Annotated in this window: 12 protein-coding genes; 5 read left to right on the top strand and 7 right to left on the bottom strand. The window is 65.8% G+C overall.

Annotated features, from left to right (window positions below; genetic code table 11):
• Positions 1-3: 3 nt before the first annotated feature.
• Positions 4-2,982, bottom strand: coding sequence for an EAL domain-containing protein (locus ASE11_RS03720; protein ID WP_056266358.1), 2,979 nt, complete (start codon positions 2,980-2,982; stop codon positions 4-6).
• A gap of 242 nt (positions 2,983-3,224) precedes the next feature.
• Between ASE11_RS03720 and ASE11_RS03715 the strand changes: the two genes are divergently transcribed.
• Both ASE11_RS03715 and ASE11_RS03710 read left to right on the top strand, forming a co-directional pair.
• Positions 3,225-3,530 carry an RNA recognition motif domain-containing protein gene (locus tag ASE11_RS03715; protein WP_056266355.1) on the top strand — a complete coding sequence of 102 codons (306 nt, stop codon included), beginning with the start codon at positions 3,225-3,227 and terminating at the stop codon, positions 3,528-3,530.
• Between the two features lie 118 nt (positions 3,531-3,648).
• Positions 3,649-5,460, top strand: coding sequence for a carboxyl transferase domain-containing protein (locus tag ASE11_RS03710; RefSeq protein ID WP_414842426.1), 1,812 nt, complete (start codon positions 3,649-3,651; stop codon positions 5,458-5,460).
• Between the two features lie 6 nt (positions 5,461-5,466).
• Here the strand turns inward: ASE11_RS03710 and ASE11_RS03705 are convergent, their stop codons facing one another.
• From ASE11_RS03705 to ASE11_RS03695, 3 genes are read right to left on the bottom strand one after another with little or no spacing between them, the layout of a single operon-like run.
• Entirely contained in the window at positions 5,467-5,952 is a 486-nt protein-coding gene (locus ASE11_RS03705) for a response regulator (RefSeq protein ID WP_056266353.1), read from the bottom strand.
• The gene (locus tag ASE11_RS03700) at positions 5,949-9,812 is read right to left on the bottom strand and encodes a PAS domain-containing protein (protein ID WP_082585503.1); all 3,864 of its coding nucleotides are present in this window, start codon (positions 9,810-9,812) and stop codon (positions 5,949-5,951) included. The genes ASE11_RS03705 and ASE11_RS03700 overlap by 4 nt, the downstream gene beginning before the upstream one ends.
• Before the next feature lie 50 nt (positions 9,813-9,862).
• Entirely contained in the window at positions 9,863-11,365 is a 1,503-nt protein-coding gene (locus ASE11_RS03695) for an FAD-linked oxidase C-terminal domain-containing protein (protein WP_056266347.1), read from the bottom strand.
• 173 nt (positions 11,366-11,538) lie between these two features.
• On the opposite strand from ASE11_RS03695, the gene ASE11_RS03690 reads away from it, so the two are divergent.
• Positions 11,539-11,961 (top strand): Hsp20/alpha crystallin family protein, encoded by a 423-nt coding sequence (locus ASE11_RS03690; RefSeq protein WP_056266345.1) that lies wholly within the window; start codon positions 11,539-11,541, stop codon positions 11,959-11,961.
• Here the strand turns inward: ASE11_RS03690 and ASE11_RS03685 are convergent, their stop codons facing one another.
• Entirely contained in the window at positions 11,962-12,831 is an 870-nt protein-coding gene (locus ASE11_RS03685; RefSeq protein ID WP_056266341.1) for a LysR substrate-binding domain-containing protein, read from the bottom strand.
• Entirely contained in the window at positions 12,828-13,676 is an 849-nt protein-coding gene (gene purU, locus ASE11_RS03680) for a formyltetrahydrofolate deformylase (protein WP_056266339.1), read from the bottom strand. Before purU ends, ASE11_RS03685 begins: the two co-directional genes overlap by 4 nt.
• 122 nt (positions 13,677-13,798) lie before the next feature.
• Between purU and ASE11_RS03675 the strand changes: the two genes are divergently transcribed.
• Positions 13,799-15,139 carry an aspartate aminotransferase family protein gene (locus ASE11_RS03675; RefSeq protein ID WP_056266334.1) on the top strand — a complete coding sequence of 447 codons (1,341 nt, stop codon included), beginning with the start codon at positions 13,799-13,801 and terminating at the stop codon, positions 15,137-15,139.
• Between the two features lie 9 nt (positions 15,140-15,148).
• Here ASE11_RS03675 and ASE11_RS03670 read toward each other — a convergent pair whose 3' ends face one another.
• Entirely contained in the window at positions 15,149-15,964 is an 816-nt protein-coding gene (locus tag ASE11_RS03670) for a ChaN family lipoprotein (protein ID WP_056266330.1), read from the bottom strand.
• A 55-nt stretch (positions 15,965-16,019) separates the two neighbouring features.
• On the opposite strand from ASE11_RS03670, the gene ASE11_RS03665 reads away from it, so the two are divergent.
• The gene (locus ASE11_RS03665; RefSeq protein WP_235501184.1) at positions 16,020-17,099 is read left to right on the top strand and encodes an AbrB family transcriptional regulator; all 1,080 of its coding nucleotides are present in this window, start codon (positions 16,020-16,022) and stop codon (positions 17,097-17,099) included.
• The last annotated feature ends 26 nt before the right edge of the window (positions 17,100-17,125 follow it).

Genomic DNA, 17,125 nt, shown 5'->3' with positions numbered 1-17,125 from the left:
GCATCAGCTCATCACGACCATGCCCGAGGTCGGGTTCTCCAGCATCGCGTCCAGCTCTTCGATGGGTAGCGGTCTGGAGAACAGGTGGCCCTGGAACTGGTCGCAACCCTGGTAGGCCAGGAAGTCGCGCTGCTCCTGCGTTTCAACGCCCTCGGCCACCACCTGCAGGCTCAGGCTCTGCGCCAGCGCGATGATGGCGCGCGAAATCGCGGCGTCGTTGGGGTCGGTCAGCACGTCTGCCACGAAGCCCTTGTCGATCTTGAGCTGGTCCAGCGGCAGGCGCTTGAGCACCGAGAGCGACGAGTAGCCCACGCCGAAATCGTCAAGCGAGAGCGTCACGCCCAGCGCCTTGAGCATGCCCATCTTGTCGATGGTGATCTCCATGCGATCGGCCAGCAGACTCTCGGTGAGTTCGAGCTTGAGGCGGTGCGGCCGGATGCCGGTGCGCGTGATCGCGGCCATCACCATGTCCACGAAATCGGGGTGGCGGAACTGGCGCACGCTCACGTTGACGGCGATGCTCAGGCTGGCGGTCTGCGGGCGGTGCGCCCAGATGGCGAGCTGCTCGCAGGCGGTTTCCAGCACCCACTGACCCAGCGGCAGGATCAGGCCCGTGTCTTCGGCCACCGGGATGAACTCCGCTGGCCAGGTCAGACCGCGTGTGGGGTGGTTCCAGCGCACCAGCGCCTCCACGCCGGTGACGACACCCACCCGATCCACCTGCGGCTGGTAGTGCAGGATGAACTGCTCTTCGCGCAGACCGATCCGCAGATCGGAGCTCACCGCGGCATTGACACTGACGGTGGCCTGCATGTCCGGATCAAAGAAGCACAGCGTGTTGCGCCCCATCGACTTGGCCTGGTACATGGCCAGATCCGCTTGCTTGAGCAGCTCGCCGACATCGTTCTGGTCGCCGTTGAACGAGGTCACGCCGATACTGGGTGTGGCGAAGTGCTGGTGGCCGTTGAGCTGGAATGGTTCACGCAGGGTTTTGAGGACTTTCTCGCCCAGGGCGCGCGCCTTGTAGGCCGCCGCCTCGGGATCGGTGCTCAGGTCGTCGACCATCACCACGAACTCGTCACCGCCCAGGCGCGCGACCATGTCGCTCTTGCGCACGCTCTGTGTCAGGCGCGAGGCCACTTTCTGCAGCAACTGGTCGCCCATGTGGTGGCCCAGCGTGTCGTTGAGTATCTTGAAGTTGTCCAGGTCAATGAACATGAGCGCGCCAAATTGACCAGTGCGCGCGCTGGCCGCCAGCGCCTGCTGCAAGCGGTCCAACAGCAGCTGGCGGTTGGGCAGGTCGGTCAGTGCGTCGTAGAAGGCCAGGTGGCGGATCATGTCCTCGGCTGTTTTGCGCTGCGTGATGTCGCGGCCCACGGCCACCCAGTGCGTCACTTCTTCGGCCGTGGCCTGCACCGTCACCACCTCCAGCTCGACCCAGAAGAGCGCGCCGTTCTTGCGCCGCACCATCAGCTCGGTGCGGGCCTGCTGGTTGTCCTGGAGACTGGCGACCAGGGTGTTCAGTTGGGTCATGGCCGGATCGAGCTCCAGCAGGATGCGTGGCGTCTGCCCGATGACTTCAGCGCGCGTGTACCCCGTTTGCTGCTCGAACGCGTCGTTGACGAAGACGATGCGCGGCTCCTGGCTGCCCGCACCGGTTTCTGCGATCGCCACGATGTCGTTGAGCCGGGACACGCTGGTCTCCAGCAGCATCAGTTGCTCTTGCGAGCGCCGGCGTTCGGTCACATCGCGGAAATACACCGCCAGACCCTCCGCAAACGGATACGCCCGCACCTCCATCCATTTGCCCAGTGTGGGGAAAAAGTCCTCCAGCTCCACACGGCGGTTGGTGTTGAGCGAGCGGGTGAGCTTGTCCTTGAGCCGCTCGGCCAGACCCCCACTGAAGTCGTGCCAGACTTCCTGGCCAAGCAGGTCGGCGGTGGTTTTCTGCAGGAGGCGCTCGCTCTCCTGGTTCAAATAGGTGAAGCAGCACTGGCGGTCCAGCGTCACAAAGGCCTCCGTGATGCTGGCCAGCGTGGTCGTCAGGCGCATCGCCAGGCGCAGCGTGTCCTGTTGCGCCTGCTTCTGCGCCGAGATGTCCTGGATCGCTCCCTGGATGCGAACGATCTCGCCGCCGACGCCACGCACGGCCGAGCTGACGGTGCGGACCCACTTCGACACGCCGCCGTCCACCATGATCTGGATTTCTTCGTCGAAGCCTTCGCCGCTTCTCGCGCAGCGCTCCAGCCGTTGACGAATCCCGCTGCGCCACTCCGGGTTGTAGCGCTGCACCATGGTGTCGAGCGAGGTGACCTGGCGGTGATCCGCCAAGCCCAGGATGCTGGCGAACTCGTCGGAGTGCACCAGCTCGCCGCTGGCCACCTGCATCGACCAGCTGCCCGCGCCAGCGGTGTGCTCCGTGAGGTTCAGGCGGCTCTCGCTTTCACGCAATATCTGCACATTGCGCAGCTCGCTCTGCTCGCACCGGTGCGCCAGCGCCACCGTGTCCATGGCGTGAGCGGCGAGTTCCTGCATGGCCGGGGCGCTGGTGTCGCAGGGGCGATCGGGATCCTCATTCAGGAGCAACACGGCCGACGCGGTTCGTCCACCGGCCGCCGACAGTGGCCACCAGAGAAGGTTGTTCGGAGACGCCAAGGCAGCCCAGGCCTGCAGGTGTGTCCCGGCCGGATCGTTGAGCGGGTCCGTCAAGCGGCACTCCCGGGTGCCGTCAGCGAACAGCGCGGCAACTGCCTGGGGTGCGTCAGCGAGGGTCGACGGTGCCAGTCCATGGGACCCCAACACCCGAGGCGGCCACTGCGCCGTGTCGAAGAACACCGAGGCGCTGACGCCCGCAGTGCGGGCCGCCCAGCTGGCCAGCCGATCAAATCCCCCCCTCTGCGCGAACTCCCCCGAGTCACCCTCTGGCATCGTTTCTGCGGCGTTGAGGACGGTGGCGGTGGGTGCTGGGGAAGCGGGTCGCATGAGGAACTTCCGGTGATGGGGTGGTTCGAGAATACAGAAGTGTTGTCATCGCGTTTGCACAGACTGGTGCTCTGATCACAGGTGGAATGTGATCTAGCGCACAGCAGGCGGTGCTGCCAAGTCAAGTTGTAACAAAACTGTTAGTTTTCCTGGCATCTGGGCTAACATTCACGCTCGCCAGCGCCTGGGGCCCTGGCTCAGACTAAAAACGCAAACGACAGAAACGAACTTGGGAGTCGATTGTGAGCACACTTGCAGAACTCAGACAGCACAGCGATGTGCCGAGCTTGAAATCGGCGCTGCACCAGCTGTGCAGCGAATTCGGTCGCATCACGCGCCTGGACATCCTGACCGCCATGCACGAAGGAACCAAACAAGCCATCTGCTTCTTGCGCATGGAGCGCCCCGAGCAGGAGCAGCAGCTCATGAAGAGCCTGGGCGTGGGTCGTTTTGGTGGCGAGGTGGTGTTTGTCCTCAACCTCAACACACCCGTCACGGCCAACGACTTCGGTCCGTCTTCCCAGTGGGCTGATTCCGACATTTATTGATTCCTGGCTGCTGTTACCCCGTCGCAGGCCCTTTTCAGGGCCTGTTTGCATGGTGGTGAGTGTCGCGTCATCGACCGTTGTCGGCGGTCACGAAGCGCAGAATCCCGCCATGAATTTTTTGCGCTCTCCTTTGCAGGCACGGATCGTTCAGTGGCTTGTGGCACCGGGCGACTCCGTGCGGCGCGGCGACGTGCTGGTGGTGCTGGAAGCCATGAAGATGGAGCACGAACTGCGTGCCGAGTCGGACGCCCGGGTGCTGGAGTTGTTGTTCGAGGCCGAAGAGTCGGTGCAGACGAACGATGTGTTGCTGCGCTCCGAACCGCTGACATCCAGCCCTGCCGTGGTGACCGAGGCGTCGGCCCGCCCGAATGCGCCAGGCCAAGTGCGCCCCGACCTGCAGGCGATGCTGGACCGCGATGCGCTCACGCAAGATGCCGCGCGGTTGGATGCCGTGGCGCGCAGGCATGCCCTGGGCCTGCGAACCGCGCGCGAAAACCTGGCCGATCTGTGCGACGAGGGCAGCTTCATCGAGTACGGTGCCCTGGCGGTGGCCGCGCAGCGTGCCCGGCGCAGCCAGGAGGACCTGGTGGCCAACACACCAGCCGATGGCATGGTGACCGGCATCGGATCGGTCAATGGGGCGGCCTGTGGCCCTGAGCGATCGCGCACCGTCGTCATGGCCTATGACGCCACCGTGCTGGCCGGCACCCAGGGCATGCGCAACCACCAGAAGACCGATCGCCTGTTGGGCATCGCGCTGAGCCAGAAATTGCCGGTGGTGCTGTTTGCCGAGGGTGGGGGTGGGCGGCCCGGTGACACCGACATGCCCATCGTGGCGGGTCTGCATGTGGGCACGTTTGCCGCCTTTGCCCGCTTGTCCGGCCAGGTACCGGTGATCGGCATCGCAGCGGGACGGTGCTTTGCGGGCAATGCCGCGCTGCTCGGCTGCAGCGACGTGATCATTGCCACGCGGGCCAGCAACATCGGCATGGGCGGTCCGGCGATGGTGGAGGGTGGTGGGTTGGGCAGTTTCCGGCCCGAGGAAATCGGTCCCGGCGACATCCAGCACGCCAACGGCGTGATCGATGTGCTGGTGGACGACGAAGCGCAGGCGGTGGCGGCGGCGCGGCACTGCCTGTCCTTCTTCCAGGGGAACGCGCCCGGCTGGACCGCGCCTGACGCGCTCTCCTTGCGCGACGCCGTGCCCGAGAACCGCCTGCGGGCCTACGATACCCGGACCGTGATGCAGGGGCTGGTCGACGAGGGCAGCCTGCTGCCGCTGCGCACCGGGTTTGGTGCGGGCATCCACACGGCGCTGGCGCGCATCGAGGGCCGTGCCGTGGGTCTGATGGCCAACAACCCGCTGCACCTGGGCGGCGCCATCGACGTGGACGCGGCCGACAAGGCCGCGCGCTTCATGCAGCTGTGCAACGCGCACGGCCTGCCCATCGTGAGTCTGGTCGACACGCCAGGCTTCATGGTGGGTCCGGCCATGGAAGCGCGAGCGCAGGTGCGACACGTGAGCCGGCTGTTCGTGGTGGCGGCCCAGTTGCGCGTGCCCTTTTTCAGCGTGGTGCTGCGCAAAGGCTACGGCCTGGGCGCCATGGGCATGACGGCCGGCGGGTTTCACGCGCCGGTGTTCACCGTGGCCTGGCCCACGGGTGAGTTTGGCGCCATGGGGCTGGAAGGCGCCGTGCGATTGGGTTATCGCAAGGAGTTGCAGGCCGCGGCTGAAGGCGCCGAGCGCGACGCGCTGTACGAGCGCCTGGTGGCCGAGCAGTACGCCAAGGGATCGGCCGAGCAGATGGCCACCACGCTGGAGATCGATGCGGTGATCGATCCGGCGCAAACCCGCCAGTGGCTGGTGCGTGGGCTGGCCGGCGCGAAGCTTGGCGAGCCCACAGCCCGCCGGTTCATCGATGCCTGGTGAACAGGTTCAGATGAGGTCGCCGAAGCCGGTGTTGCGCACCGTTGCGTTGACGGTTTGTGGCGCGGTCTGGTTGATGTTGATCCAGAACTCGCACACGTGCTTCATGGCACTGAGGAACTGGGAAAACTCGGTCGGCTTGGCGATGTAGGCGTTGGTGCCGGCGTCGTAGGCGCGCAGCAGATCGCTTGGCTCGGTGGATGAGGTGAGCACCACCACCGGAATGTTGTGCAACAGGTCGCTGCCCTTGATTTCCTTGAGCACGCCGATGCCGTCGAGCAAAGGCATCTTGAGGTCGAGCAGCACAAGAACGGGGTTGCTGCCGGAGCGGTTGGTGAAGCCGTTGCGCCGGTACAGGTAGTCCAGCGCCTGCATGCCGTCGGAGACGTGGGTGACCCTCCCGTCCAGGCCATGGCGCGACAGAGCCAGCTTGGTCAGCTCGGCATCGTCGGGGTTGTCTTCGACCAGAAGGATTGCGTCGGCGTTTTTGCTCATGATTCCAGGGGGGCGGGCATCGAGTCCAGGATGGAGTCCGAAAAACCAGGGCCCTCAAAAGGTAGGGAGAAGTAAAAAACGCTGCCGATACCAAGCTCGCTTTCGGCCCAGATGCTGCCGCTGTGCCGCTCGATGATGCGCCGTGTGAGCGCCAGTCCGATGCCTGTGCCTTCAAACTCCGAGGCGCGGTGCAATCGCTGGAACACGCCAAACAGCTTCTGCGCGTATTTTGTGTCGAAACCTACGCCATTGTCACGGACAAAGAAGGTGTAGCCCACCACCGGGTCGACGCTCCAGCCCACCTCGATGCGCGTTCGTTCACGTGGCCGGCTGTATTTGTAGGCGTTGCCCAACAGGTTGGCCCAGACTTCGCGCAGCAACAAGGCGTCGCCCTGCACCACCGGCAGGTCGGGGGCGACCACCCAGTCGACGATGCGGCCTTCGGTGTCGTGCCCGATCTGGGCCACCACTGCTTCGACCAGCAGCTGGAAGTCCACCGGCGTCACGTTGACCGCCGCGCGGCCCAGGCGCGAGAACGCCAGCAGGCCGTCGATGAGCTGGCTCATGTGGCGGGCTGAGTTGCCAATGGTGTTCAGGTAGCGCGCGCTCACCTCGTCGCACTGGCCGCCCATGTGTTCTTCAAGCAGGCTCACGAAGCTGGAGATGTGGCGCAGCGGCGAGCGCAGGTCGTGCGACACCGAATACGAGAAGGATTCCAGGTCCTTGTTGGCCGAGAGCAATTGCTCGGTGCGCTCGACCACGCGGTTCTCCAGCTCGTCGTTGATGTTGCGCATCAGATCGTCGAGCCGCTTGGCGTCGGTCATGTCGCGGTTGATCTTGGCGAAGCCGCGCAGCTCTCCGCTGTCGTCTCGCAGGGCAATCAGCACCGAGTGCGACCAGTACTGCGTGCCGTCCTTGCGCGTGTGCCAGTTGTGCAGCTCGTGCTGACCCCGCGAGGCGGCCAGGCGCAGCATCTGGTCGGCGCGGACCCGTCCGTGCTCGGGGTTGGCGGGGTCGAACAGCACACCGTAGTGCCGGCCCAGCATCTGGGTGGGCGAGTAGCCGTCCATGCGCTGGGCGCTGTCGGTCCAGTCGGTGATGAGCCCGTCGGCGTCCATGAAGAAGATGCAGTAGTCGCGCAGGTTGTCCACCATCAGGCGGAAGCGTTGCTCGGCCTCCAGCAGTTCCGCCGATCGCTCGCGGATGCGCTGCTCGAGCTCTTCATTGAGGTTGCTCACCCGCTCTTCGATGAGCTTGCTCTCGGTGATGTCGATCATCTGGACGAACAGGCCCCTCACCTTGCCGTCCTGCACATCGGGCAGGTAGCGCGAGCTCACGAAGATGTGTTTGCCATCAACCGTGGGGCGCCAGGTGGTGAAATTCTGCTCCTGGCCAGCCAGCGTGGCCTCCATGCGGGGTTTGATGTCGGCCCAGATATCGGGGCGCACGCACTGGCTGATGTGCTGGCCCAGGATGTCCACCGGGTTCATGCCGTAGACCCGCAGGTGTTCGGCGTTGGCAAAGCGGAAGCGAAGCCCGGCGTCCAGGTAGGCAATCAGGCCTGGCACATGGTCGGTGATGGTCTGCAGGAAGCGCTGGTTGTCGCGCAGGGACATTTCGGCCGCCTTGCGGTGGGTGATGTCGACCACGGTGGTGTTGCTGCGCAGGAAGCGCCCGTCCTCGTCGCGCACCGCCGACGAGGACAGCAGCGCGTAGAAGGTGCTGCCATCGCGTCGGCGCATCTGGTATTCGACCCCTTCCAGCGCATCGTCCTTGAGAATCTTGCGCATGCGGGACTCGAACAGCGGCAGGTCGGCGGCCGAGAGCACCTCGCGAAAGACCATCTTGCCCACCACCTCGTCGCGGCGGTAGCCCAGCCAGCCCAGCTCGGTGTCGTTGACCGACACGAAGACACCGCGGGTGTCGAGCGAGTGGTAGCCACAGGGCGCCTGGTTGTAGAGCGCCTGTGCCTGGCTCAGGGCCTGATTGAGCTGGCGGTTGGTCTGGTTGACCAGGTCTTCGGACGCCTTGCGCTCGGTGATGTCGAGCATCTGGATGAACAGGCCGGCCACTTTGCCGTCGTGCCAGTAGGGGGTGTAGTCGATGCTGGCGTAAAACACCGTGCCGTCCGGGAATACGCGCTCGCCTTCGAAACGCTGTGCCACACCGGCGAGCGCGCTGTCCAGGCGCGGGCGTGCTGCTTCAAAGTCCTGGCTTCGTGCAATGCGGCTCAGGTGCAGCCCCGCCAGCTTCTCGGGTGAACCATCGAGCCAGCGCGCGTAGCTGGCGTTGGCAAAGCGACAGATCAGGTCACGATCAAAGAACGCGAGCTGCACGGGCACGCTGCTGGCCACGGTCTGCAGGAAATTGCGCTGCGCTGCCAGAGCCACTTCGGCCGCCTTGCGCTCGGTGATGTCCACCAGCGTGTTGTTCGTGCGCAGGAAGCGTCCCTGCGCATCGTGCACCGCAGTGGTGTTGAGCAGGCCGATGAAGCCCGTGCCGTCGCGCCGCAGCATGCCGATCTCGGCGGCTTCCAGTGTCTCGCCGCGCAGCAGGCGTTGCAGGCGCTCCAGCACATCGTCGAGGTACGCTGGTTGCACGTGGTCCCGAAAGTGCTTCTTGCCCACCACCTCGTTGCGGTCTTCATAACCCAGCCAGTTGAGCTCGGTCTGGTTGATCAGCACGTACAGACCGCTGGCGTCAACCGAGTGGTAGCCACAGGGCGCCTGGTTGTAGGCGATCTGGGCCTCTCGCAAGGCGGAGTGAATCCGGTCCTTGGCCACGGCCAGCTCTTCGGTGCGCTGTTGCACGGCACTCTCCAGCTCGGCATTGAAGCGCTGGATGCTCTCGTGCTGCAGGTGCTGTTCGGTGATGTCGCGCGAGACCGCCAGCAGCATCACCGCCTGGCCATGGGCGTCGCAGATCGGCGTGACCACGGTGTCCCACCACTTGGGCGTGCCTTTGAAAGTGGGGCCGTAGGCCACGAACCTTGAACTCTCGCCGCTGCGGGCCGATTCGATGGCTTCCAGCGCCAGCAGCACGCCATCATCGGGCCACCAGTCGGCCCATGCGCCCATGCGCACTTCCTCGAAATCGTCCACTTCCAGGAGGCGACAACCTTGCGCCGTCATCTGCACCACCCGTCCATCGAGGTCGAGCACCTTGGTGCAATCGGGGCTGCTGGCAATGATCTGGCGGTTCAGCTCGTCCTTGATGCGGGCTTCGGCTTCGAGCACACGCATGGGCGTGATGTCCTGAATGAAGCCCAACTGGCTGGTCACGTTGCCGTGCTCGTCGCGCAGCGGTGAATTGCGCGCCAGCACATGCACCACCTCGTCGCCCGGCCGGATCAACCGGAATTCCACGCTCAGGCTCTCGCCAGTGGCGATGCCGCGGACCCAGTGTTCCTGCACCCGCGGCAGATCGTCGGGATGCACGCGGTCGAGCCAGCCGAAGTTTGGAAAGTCGTGTTTGCCCAGCGCAAAGATCTGCTGCAGTCGGGCGTCGACATGGGTCAGCACGCCGGCCTGGTCGGTGCGGAAGATGCCGATGGGGAATGCGCTGCCCAGAGCGGCAAAGAGGGCCTCGTATTCGAGGTGCGCGGCCGCCACGGGCGAGCCTTTGTCCGCATCCAGCGCCAGTTCAAGCGACAGCGGCAGATCGGCGCGAAGACTCACATCAATGGAGGAGTCTTCATGCAGGCTGCCGCCCATGTGCTGGGCGTAGTTCTGGCGCAGGTGCTGGTTTTCCGCCTTGAGGGTCTCGATCTCCAGCAACAGCGCCCGTTCCCGCGCCGAAACCGTTGCCTCGGTTCGGTTTGCATCAAGACGGCTGTCTTTCGGGGGGAAGAGAGCGCTCATCCGATCAACTGTACCCCACGGGGCATCCCGCCGAACGTGATATTTGACCCTCAGAACCGGGGTAGATCGGGATGCGCCAGACGCCCGCCGCGCACCAGCATTTTTCCGTACTCAGCACAACGTTGCAGGGTGGGAATGACCTTGCCCGGATTCAGTAGCGATTTGGTATCAAAAGCCCGCTTCACGCTGAACATCTGTTCGTTTTCTTCGGGCGAGAACTGCACGCACATGCTGTTGAGCTTCTCCACGCCCACACCGTGCTCACCCGTGACCGTGCCGCCCATGGCCACGCTGGTCTCCAGGATGTCGGCACCGAAGAGCTCGCAGCGGTGCAACTGGTCGGCATCATTCGCATCGAACAGGATCAGCGGGTGCAGGTTGCCGTCACCCGCGTGGAACACGTTGGCGCAGCGCAGGCCGTACTTTTTCTCCATCTCGGCGATTGCCAGCAGGATGTCGGCCAGGCGCTTGCGCGGGATGGTCGAGTCCATGCACATGTAGTCGGGGCTGATGCGCCCGCTGGCCGGGAAGGCGTTCTTGCGCCCGCTCCAGAAGCGCAGGCGCTCGGCCTCGTCCTGGCTCACGGCAATGGCGGTGGCGCCGCAGCGGCGCAGCACTGCGCTCATGCGGCCGATCTCTTCTTCCACTTCCTCTGGCGTGCCGTCGCTCTCGCACAGCAGGATGGCCTCGGCGTTCAGGTCGTAGCCCGCATGCACGAAATCCTCGACCGCAGCGGTCATCGGTTTGTCCATCATCTCCAGCCCGGCCGGGATGATGCCGGCGGCAATGACGGAGGCCACCGCGTCGCCGGCTTTGCGGATGTCGTCGAAGCTGGCCATGATGCAGCGCGCGAGCAGCGGCTTGGGCACCAGCTTCACGGTGACTTCGGTGGTCACGGCCAGCATGCCTTCGCTGCCGATGATGAGCGAGAGCAGATCGAAACCGGGCACGTCGAGTGCTTCACCGCCGAAGGTGATGGGCTCGCCTTCCACCGTGAAACCGCGCACCTGCAGCACGTTGTGCACCGTCAGGCCGTATTTCAGGCAGTGCACGCCACCGGAGTTTTCCGCCACGTTGCCGCCGATGGTGCAGGCGATCTGGCTGCTCGGATCGGGCGCGTAGTACAGGCCGTGCGGGGCGGCGGCCTCCGAAATGGCGAGGTTGCGCACGCCGGCCTGCACCACCGCCGTGCGCGAGCGCGGGTCGATCGTCAGGATGCGGTTGAACTTGGCCAGCGACATCGTGACGCCCAGGGCATGCGGCATGGCGCCACCCGAGAGACCCGTGCCCGCGCCGCGCGCCACCACCGGCACATCCAGCGCGTGGCAGACCTTGAGCACCGCGGCCACCTGGTCTTCGGTCTCGGGCAACACCACCACCAGCGGGCGCTCGCGGTAGGCGGTGAGGCCGTCGCATTCGTAGGGCACGGTGTCTTCGGACTGCCAGAGCAGCGCGTGGGCGGGTACCACGGCCTGCAGGGCACGCACCACCTCGGCCTGGCGCGCGGCGCGCTGGAGCTGGGTGGCCTGGGCGGGGGAGGCGGGTGCGTTCATGGCGGACTCGGGATGGACTGCAAGGTGGCCGGGTCAGTTTAGGACAACGCCCCGTCTGTGGTTTGAAGAAACTTGCAGCCCTCTTGAAATTTCCGGCAGGCGGCATCAATTGAAGAGCACCGAAAAGCGCCCTTGGGCGCGACTGCTCAACCCCTCATTCAGGAGCTTTTGTCATGAACCGTTTGATCGCCCGCAATCAATTGTTTGACGACTTTTTCAAGGACGTCGCCCCCGGCTTTTACGTCAAACCCCTGCACGGCGAGGGCGTGCCCGCGCAGATCAAGATCGACGTGAAGGAAACGCCGGAGGCCTATGCGGTGGAAGCCGAGGTGCCTGGTGTGTCGCGAGAAGACATTCACGTGACGATTGACGGCCCGGTGGTCACGCTGCGCGCCGAAATCAAGCAGCAGGACAGTCAGTCCGATGGCGAAAAGCTGCTGCGCAGCGAGCGCTATTTCGGTGCGGTCTCGCGCAGTTTTCAGTTGCCGCAGGACATCGACAACGCGACGTCGAAGGCGAAGTACGAGAACGGCGTATTGCAACTGACGCTGCCGAAAAAACTACCGACCTCAGGCCAGCGCTTGACCATAGAGTGATCAACTCACGGCCTTCTTGAGCCACTCGGTGAACGCCGCGCACTCCCAGCGGTCCATGGTGCCGGTGCGCCAGCACAGGTAGTGCGCGTGCGGACTGGGCACGCGGCGGCTGTACAGCGGCACCAGGGTGCCGTGCTCCAGCCAGGGCGCGGCGAGTTTGAGCCGCACCAGGGCCACGCCCATGCCGGCGGCCGCGCCGTCGCACATCAGGCCGATGTCGTTGAACTGCGAGCCTTCGTTGGGTTCGGGCCAATCGAGGTCGTGCGCGGCGAACCAGGTGCGCCAGGGCTCCAGTGGGCTGCGTAACAGCGGCACGCCTTCGAGGTCCTGCACGCTCTCGAACGGTCCGTGTTCGCGGACGAAGGTGGGTGAAGCCAGCGGCGTCACTTCGTCCTTCATCAGGCAGACGTGTTCCACATCGGCGTAGCGACCGGTGCCAAAACGCACGGTGAGGTCGGCGTCTTCGGCCACCACGTCCAGCAGCGGAATGCTCACCTGCAACGTGAGGTCAATCTCGGGGTAGGCGTCGCTGAACTGTTTGAGTCGCGGCAGCAGCACCGAACGCGCAAAGGTCGGCGTGACGGCCACCCGCAGCTTGCGCCGACCCGGCGCAGCCGCGTTGCTGGGGAACTTCTGCAACGTGGTCAGACCGTCGCGCACATGGGCGAGGTATTCGCTGCCTTCGGTGGTGAGAGAGAAGTCGGCCCGCCCGAACAGCTTGGTGCCCAGGATCTGTTCCAGCTGCTTGATGCGGTGGCTCACCGCGCTGGGCGTCACATTGAGCTCGTCCGCCGTCTGGGTCACGCTGCGCAGGCGCGCCAGCGCCTCGAATGTCAACAAACACTGGATCGGCGGAATCCTGATGGTCACTTGAACACGACCGTCTTGTGCCCGTTCAGCAAAACCCGGTGCTCGCTGTGCCACTTCACGGCCCGCGCCAGCACCTGGCTCTCGGTATCGCGCCCGCGGGCGGTGAGGTCTTCCACCGTGTCGGTGTGGTCCACGCGGGCCACGTCCTGCTCGATGATGGGGCCCTCGTCGAGGTCGGCCGTCACGTAGTGGGCGGTGGCCCCGATCAGTTTCACGCCACGGTCGTGCGCCTGGTAGTAGGGTTTGGCGCCTTTGAAGCTGGGCAGGAAGCTGTGGTGGATGTTGATCGCCTTGCCCGCCAGTTCGCGGCACAGGTCGTTGCTCAACACCTGCATGTAGCGCGCCAGCACCACCAGCTCGGCGCCTTCGGTGCGAATGATGTCGAGCTGCTTCGCCTCGGCCTGCGCTTTGGTCGCAGCGGTCACCGGGATGTGGTGGAACGGCACGTTGTAGCTGGCAGCGAGCTGGTAGAAGTCGCGGTGGTTGCTGATGATGGCGCGAATGTCCAGCGCGAGCAGCCCGCTCTTCCAGCGGAACATCAGGTCGTTGAGGCAGTGGCCTTCCTTGCTCACGAAGATCACCGTGCGCACCGGCTCGGCCAGCGGGTGCAGGCTCCAGCGCATGCCGAACGGCTCGGCGAACAGCTTCAGGCGCAACAGCAGGTCGTCCTGCGTGAGCTGGCTGCAGGCGAACTGCACCCGCATGAAAAACAGGCCGGTCGCGTGGTCGTTGTACTGCGCGGCTTCTTCGATGTTGCCGCCGTGTTCGAACAGGAAACCGGAGACGGCATGCACGATGCCGGGGCGGTCCTGGCAGGAGAGGGTGAGGACGTGGGTGTGGTTCATGGCGGGCCGATTGTCGCAGCATGGGCCCGGGTGGGCCTGCGCAGGGTCGGGTCAGTGGAACCCCCGGCGTGGGCGTGCCGGTGCCACAATTCCGGCTTCCTTCTTGTGCCGGAGACGCCGCCATGGCCTACAACGACCTTCGCATGGACAACCAGTGGTTGCCCTTCACACCCAACCGCAGCTTCGCCAAGGACCCGCGCATCTTCGTGGCGGCCGACGGCATGCACTTCACCACGCACGACGGCCGCCAGGTCATCGACGGCATCTCCAGCCTGTGGTGCGTGGGCGCGGGTCACAACCGCAAGCCGATCAACGAAGCCATCAAGAAGCAGCTCGACACGCTGGACTACAGCACCGCCTTCAGCGTCAGCAACGACAAGGCGTTCCGCGCCGCCGAGATGATCGCTGCCATGGCGCCCGGCGACCTGAACAAGGTGCTGTTCTGCAACTCCGGCAGCGAGGCGGCCGACACTTCGATGAAGGTTGCGCTGGCCTACCACCGCGCGCGCGGCGAAGGCCACCGCAACGTCTTCATCGGCCGCGAGCGTGGATACCACGGTGTCGGTTTCGGCGGCATGTCGGTCGGGGGCATTCCGGCCAACCGCAAGGTCTACGGCTCCAGCCTGCTGCCGCGCGTGGACCACCTGCGCTTCATCCACGACCCGGTGAAACACGCCTATGTGCACAACACCGAGCCGGTGTGGGACGAAGACCTGCTGCTGGAGCTGGAAAACCGCATCCTGCCGCTGCACGACCCGAGCAACGTGGCGGCCGTGATCGTGGAGCCAGTGGCGGGCAGCGCCGGCTGGTACGTGCCGCCGCAGGGCTACCTCAAGCGCCTGCGCGAGATCTGCGACAAGCACGGCATACTGCTGATCTTCGACGAGGTCATCACCGGCTTCGGCCGCCTGGGCACGGCGTTCGCATCCGACTACTACGGCGTGCAGCCCGACATGCTGAACTTCGCCAAGGCGGTCACCAACGGCGTGTTCCCGTTGGGCGGCGTGGTCTGCACCGACCGCATTTACGAAGCCATGATGGGCGCGCACGGCAATGCGCCGGAGCACGCCATCGAGTTCTTCCACGGCTACACCTACTCGGGCCACCCGGTGGCCTGCGCTGCGGCCATCGCCACGCTCGACCTGTTCCGCGAGGAAAAGCTGTTCGAGCGCGCCGGCGAGATGGGCCCTGTGCTGGGTGATGCGATGCACGCCGCGCTCATGGGCCTGCCCAACGTGATCGGCATTCGCAGTCTGGGGCTGGCCGCTGCGGTGGAGCTCGCTCCCGTCGCCGGCCTGCCCGGCAAGCGCGCCTTCGACGTGTTCATGGACTGCTACCACCGGGGTGTGCTGGTGCGCAACGCGGGCGACAACCTCGTGCTCGCCCCGCCTTTCATCGTGGAAAAGTCCCAGATCGAGACCATGGTCGGCACGCTGGCCGACGCCATCAAACGCGCGGCCTGAGCGCCGCCCTCAGCGCTTGAACTGCTGGCGCAGGTCGGCGCAGTGGTCGCGCGGGGGCTGTGCGGGTGTGAGCCAGACCGCGTCCGCCGGTGCGGACGACATGGGTACTCCAGCCTGCGCCATCACCACGCGGTGCGCGAGCGTTTTGGGCAGGTACAGCGGCACACCCAGGTCGCGCCGCACGTGGCCGTTGCCGGCCACCAGCACCACCGTCTTGCCGGGCCCCGCCCGTTCAACCGCCTGCACGGTGGTTCGGGCCATGGCGTCGTCCCGCGCGAGCTGGATGCGGGCCATCGGCGCGATCTGTCCCTCAGGCAGCATGTCGCAATGGCCGCTGCGGATGCCTTCGCGTTGCTCCTGCAGCGCTGTGCTGCCGATGCGGTCTTCCAGTGCCGTGTTGCCCATGGCCGCACGCATCTGGCTGCGCGGCAGGTTGCCGCCGAGCACCGGTGCACCGGCGCGCACGGCGGCCATCACCACCGGGCCGTAGGTGGCCCAGGGCCAGCCGGTGGTGGCGTCGTCGGTCCAGTTGAGCGCGTCACGCACCCGGGCTTCGCTGGCGTCGGCCGGCAGGCCGGTGGTCTGGCGGCCTTGCTCGGCCATCTCCATCACCAGCGCGCCGAGCTGACCGCGCGCGCCCAGCGAGAGCACCACATCACGCTGCAGCGCCTGGTGCTCGGGCGCGTCGTGCTGCTCGCCGAGCATGAGCACCGGGGTGGGCATCACGCGTTCGAGCAGGGCGGGCACGGTGGTGGGGGGCGGGTGAGCGCAGGCGCCCAACAGGGCCACGCTCACTGCCAGTGCGACAGCGGGTCGACAGGTCATGCGTGGATACTACGTGGCCCGCCGGTCGTGGCGGGTGCATCACACCAGTACCCGAGTGCCTCTCTTGCCCGCCTTCGGCCCCACCTCGTGGCGGCACGTCTTCCTCACCCTGTTGCTCGCCCTGGCTGCCGCGCTCTTGTGCGTGTGGTGGCGCACGCCCATTCCCTGGATGATCGGTCCGCTGCTGGCGACCTCGCTGGTCTCGGTGCTGGGCGTGCCCACCGAGAGCTGGACCCCGCTGCGCAACAGCGGGCAGTGGGTGATCGGCAGCGCACTGGGCCTGTACTTCACGCCCGCGGTGGGCGCACTGGTGGCCAGCCTGTGGTGGGCGATTGCGCTGGGCATCGCCTGGGCGCTGTTGCTGGGTCTGGGCTTTGGCGCCTGGCTGCGCCGTCTGCATGCGGGGCACCTGGCGCACCTCACGCCTGCGCAGTTGCTGAGCACGACCTACTTTGCCGGCGCCATTGGCGGGGCGTCGGAGATGACGCTGATCGCCGAGCGCCAGGGCGCGCGCACCGACCTGGTGGCCGCGGCGCACAGCTTGCGTGTGCTGCTGGTCACCCTCACCATCCCGTTTGCGCTGCAGTTCTGGGGCGTGAACGGCCTGGACACGCTCACGCTGGGGCCGCGTGAGGTGCACCTCACCGGCTTGCTCGCGCTGGCCGGGCTCACGCTGGTGGGGGCGCTGCTCATGCAGAGGCTGGGCCGCGCCAACCCGTGGTTCATGGGCGCGCTGGTGGTCACCATGGTGGTCACGCTCTCGGGTGTCACCTTCTCCGCCATTCCGCAGCCGCTTTCAAACGCGGCCCAGCTGGTCATCGGCGTGAGTCTGGGGGTGCGCTTCACGCCGGCGTTTGTGCACACGGCGCCGCGCTGGCTGGCCTCGGTGGCGTTTGCCAGCTTTTTCATGATGGGCATCTGCGCGCTGTTCGGCTGGGTCTTGTCGAAAGCCACCGGCCTGCATCCCGCGACGCTGTTGCTGGGCACCGCCCCTGGCGGCATTGCCGAGATGGCCATCACCGCCAAGGTGCTGCAACTCGGCGTGCCCGTGGTCACCGCTTTCCAGGTCTGCCGCCTGGTGGCGGTGCTGGTGCTGGCCGAGCCGGTGTACCGCTGGCGCTACCGCCAGACATGAAAAAGCCCGGGCAAGCCGGGCAGAGG

It is taken from the genome of Hydrogenophaga sp. Root209 (genome assembly GCF_001428625.1).
Classification (GTDB): domain Bacteria; phylum Pseudomonadota; class Gammaproteobacteria; order Burkholderiales; family Burkholderiaceae_C; genus Hydrogenophaga.
This window is presented reverse-complemented; position numbering and strand designations above follow the sequence as displayed.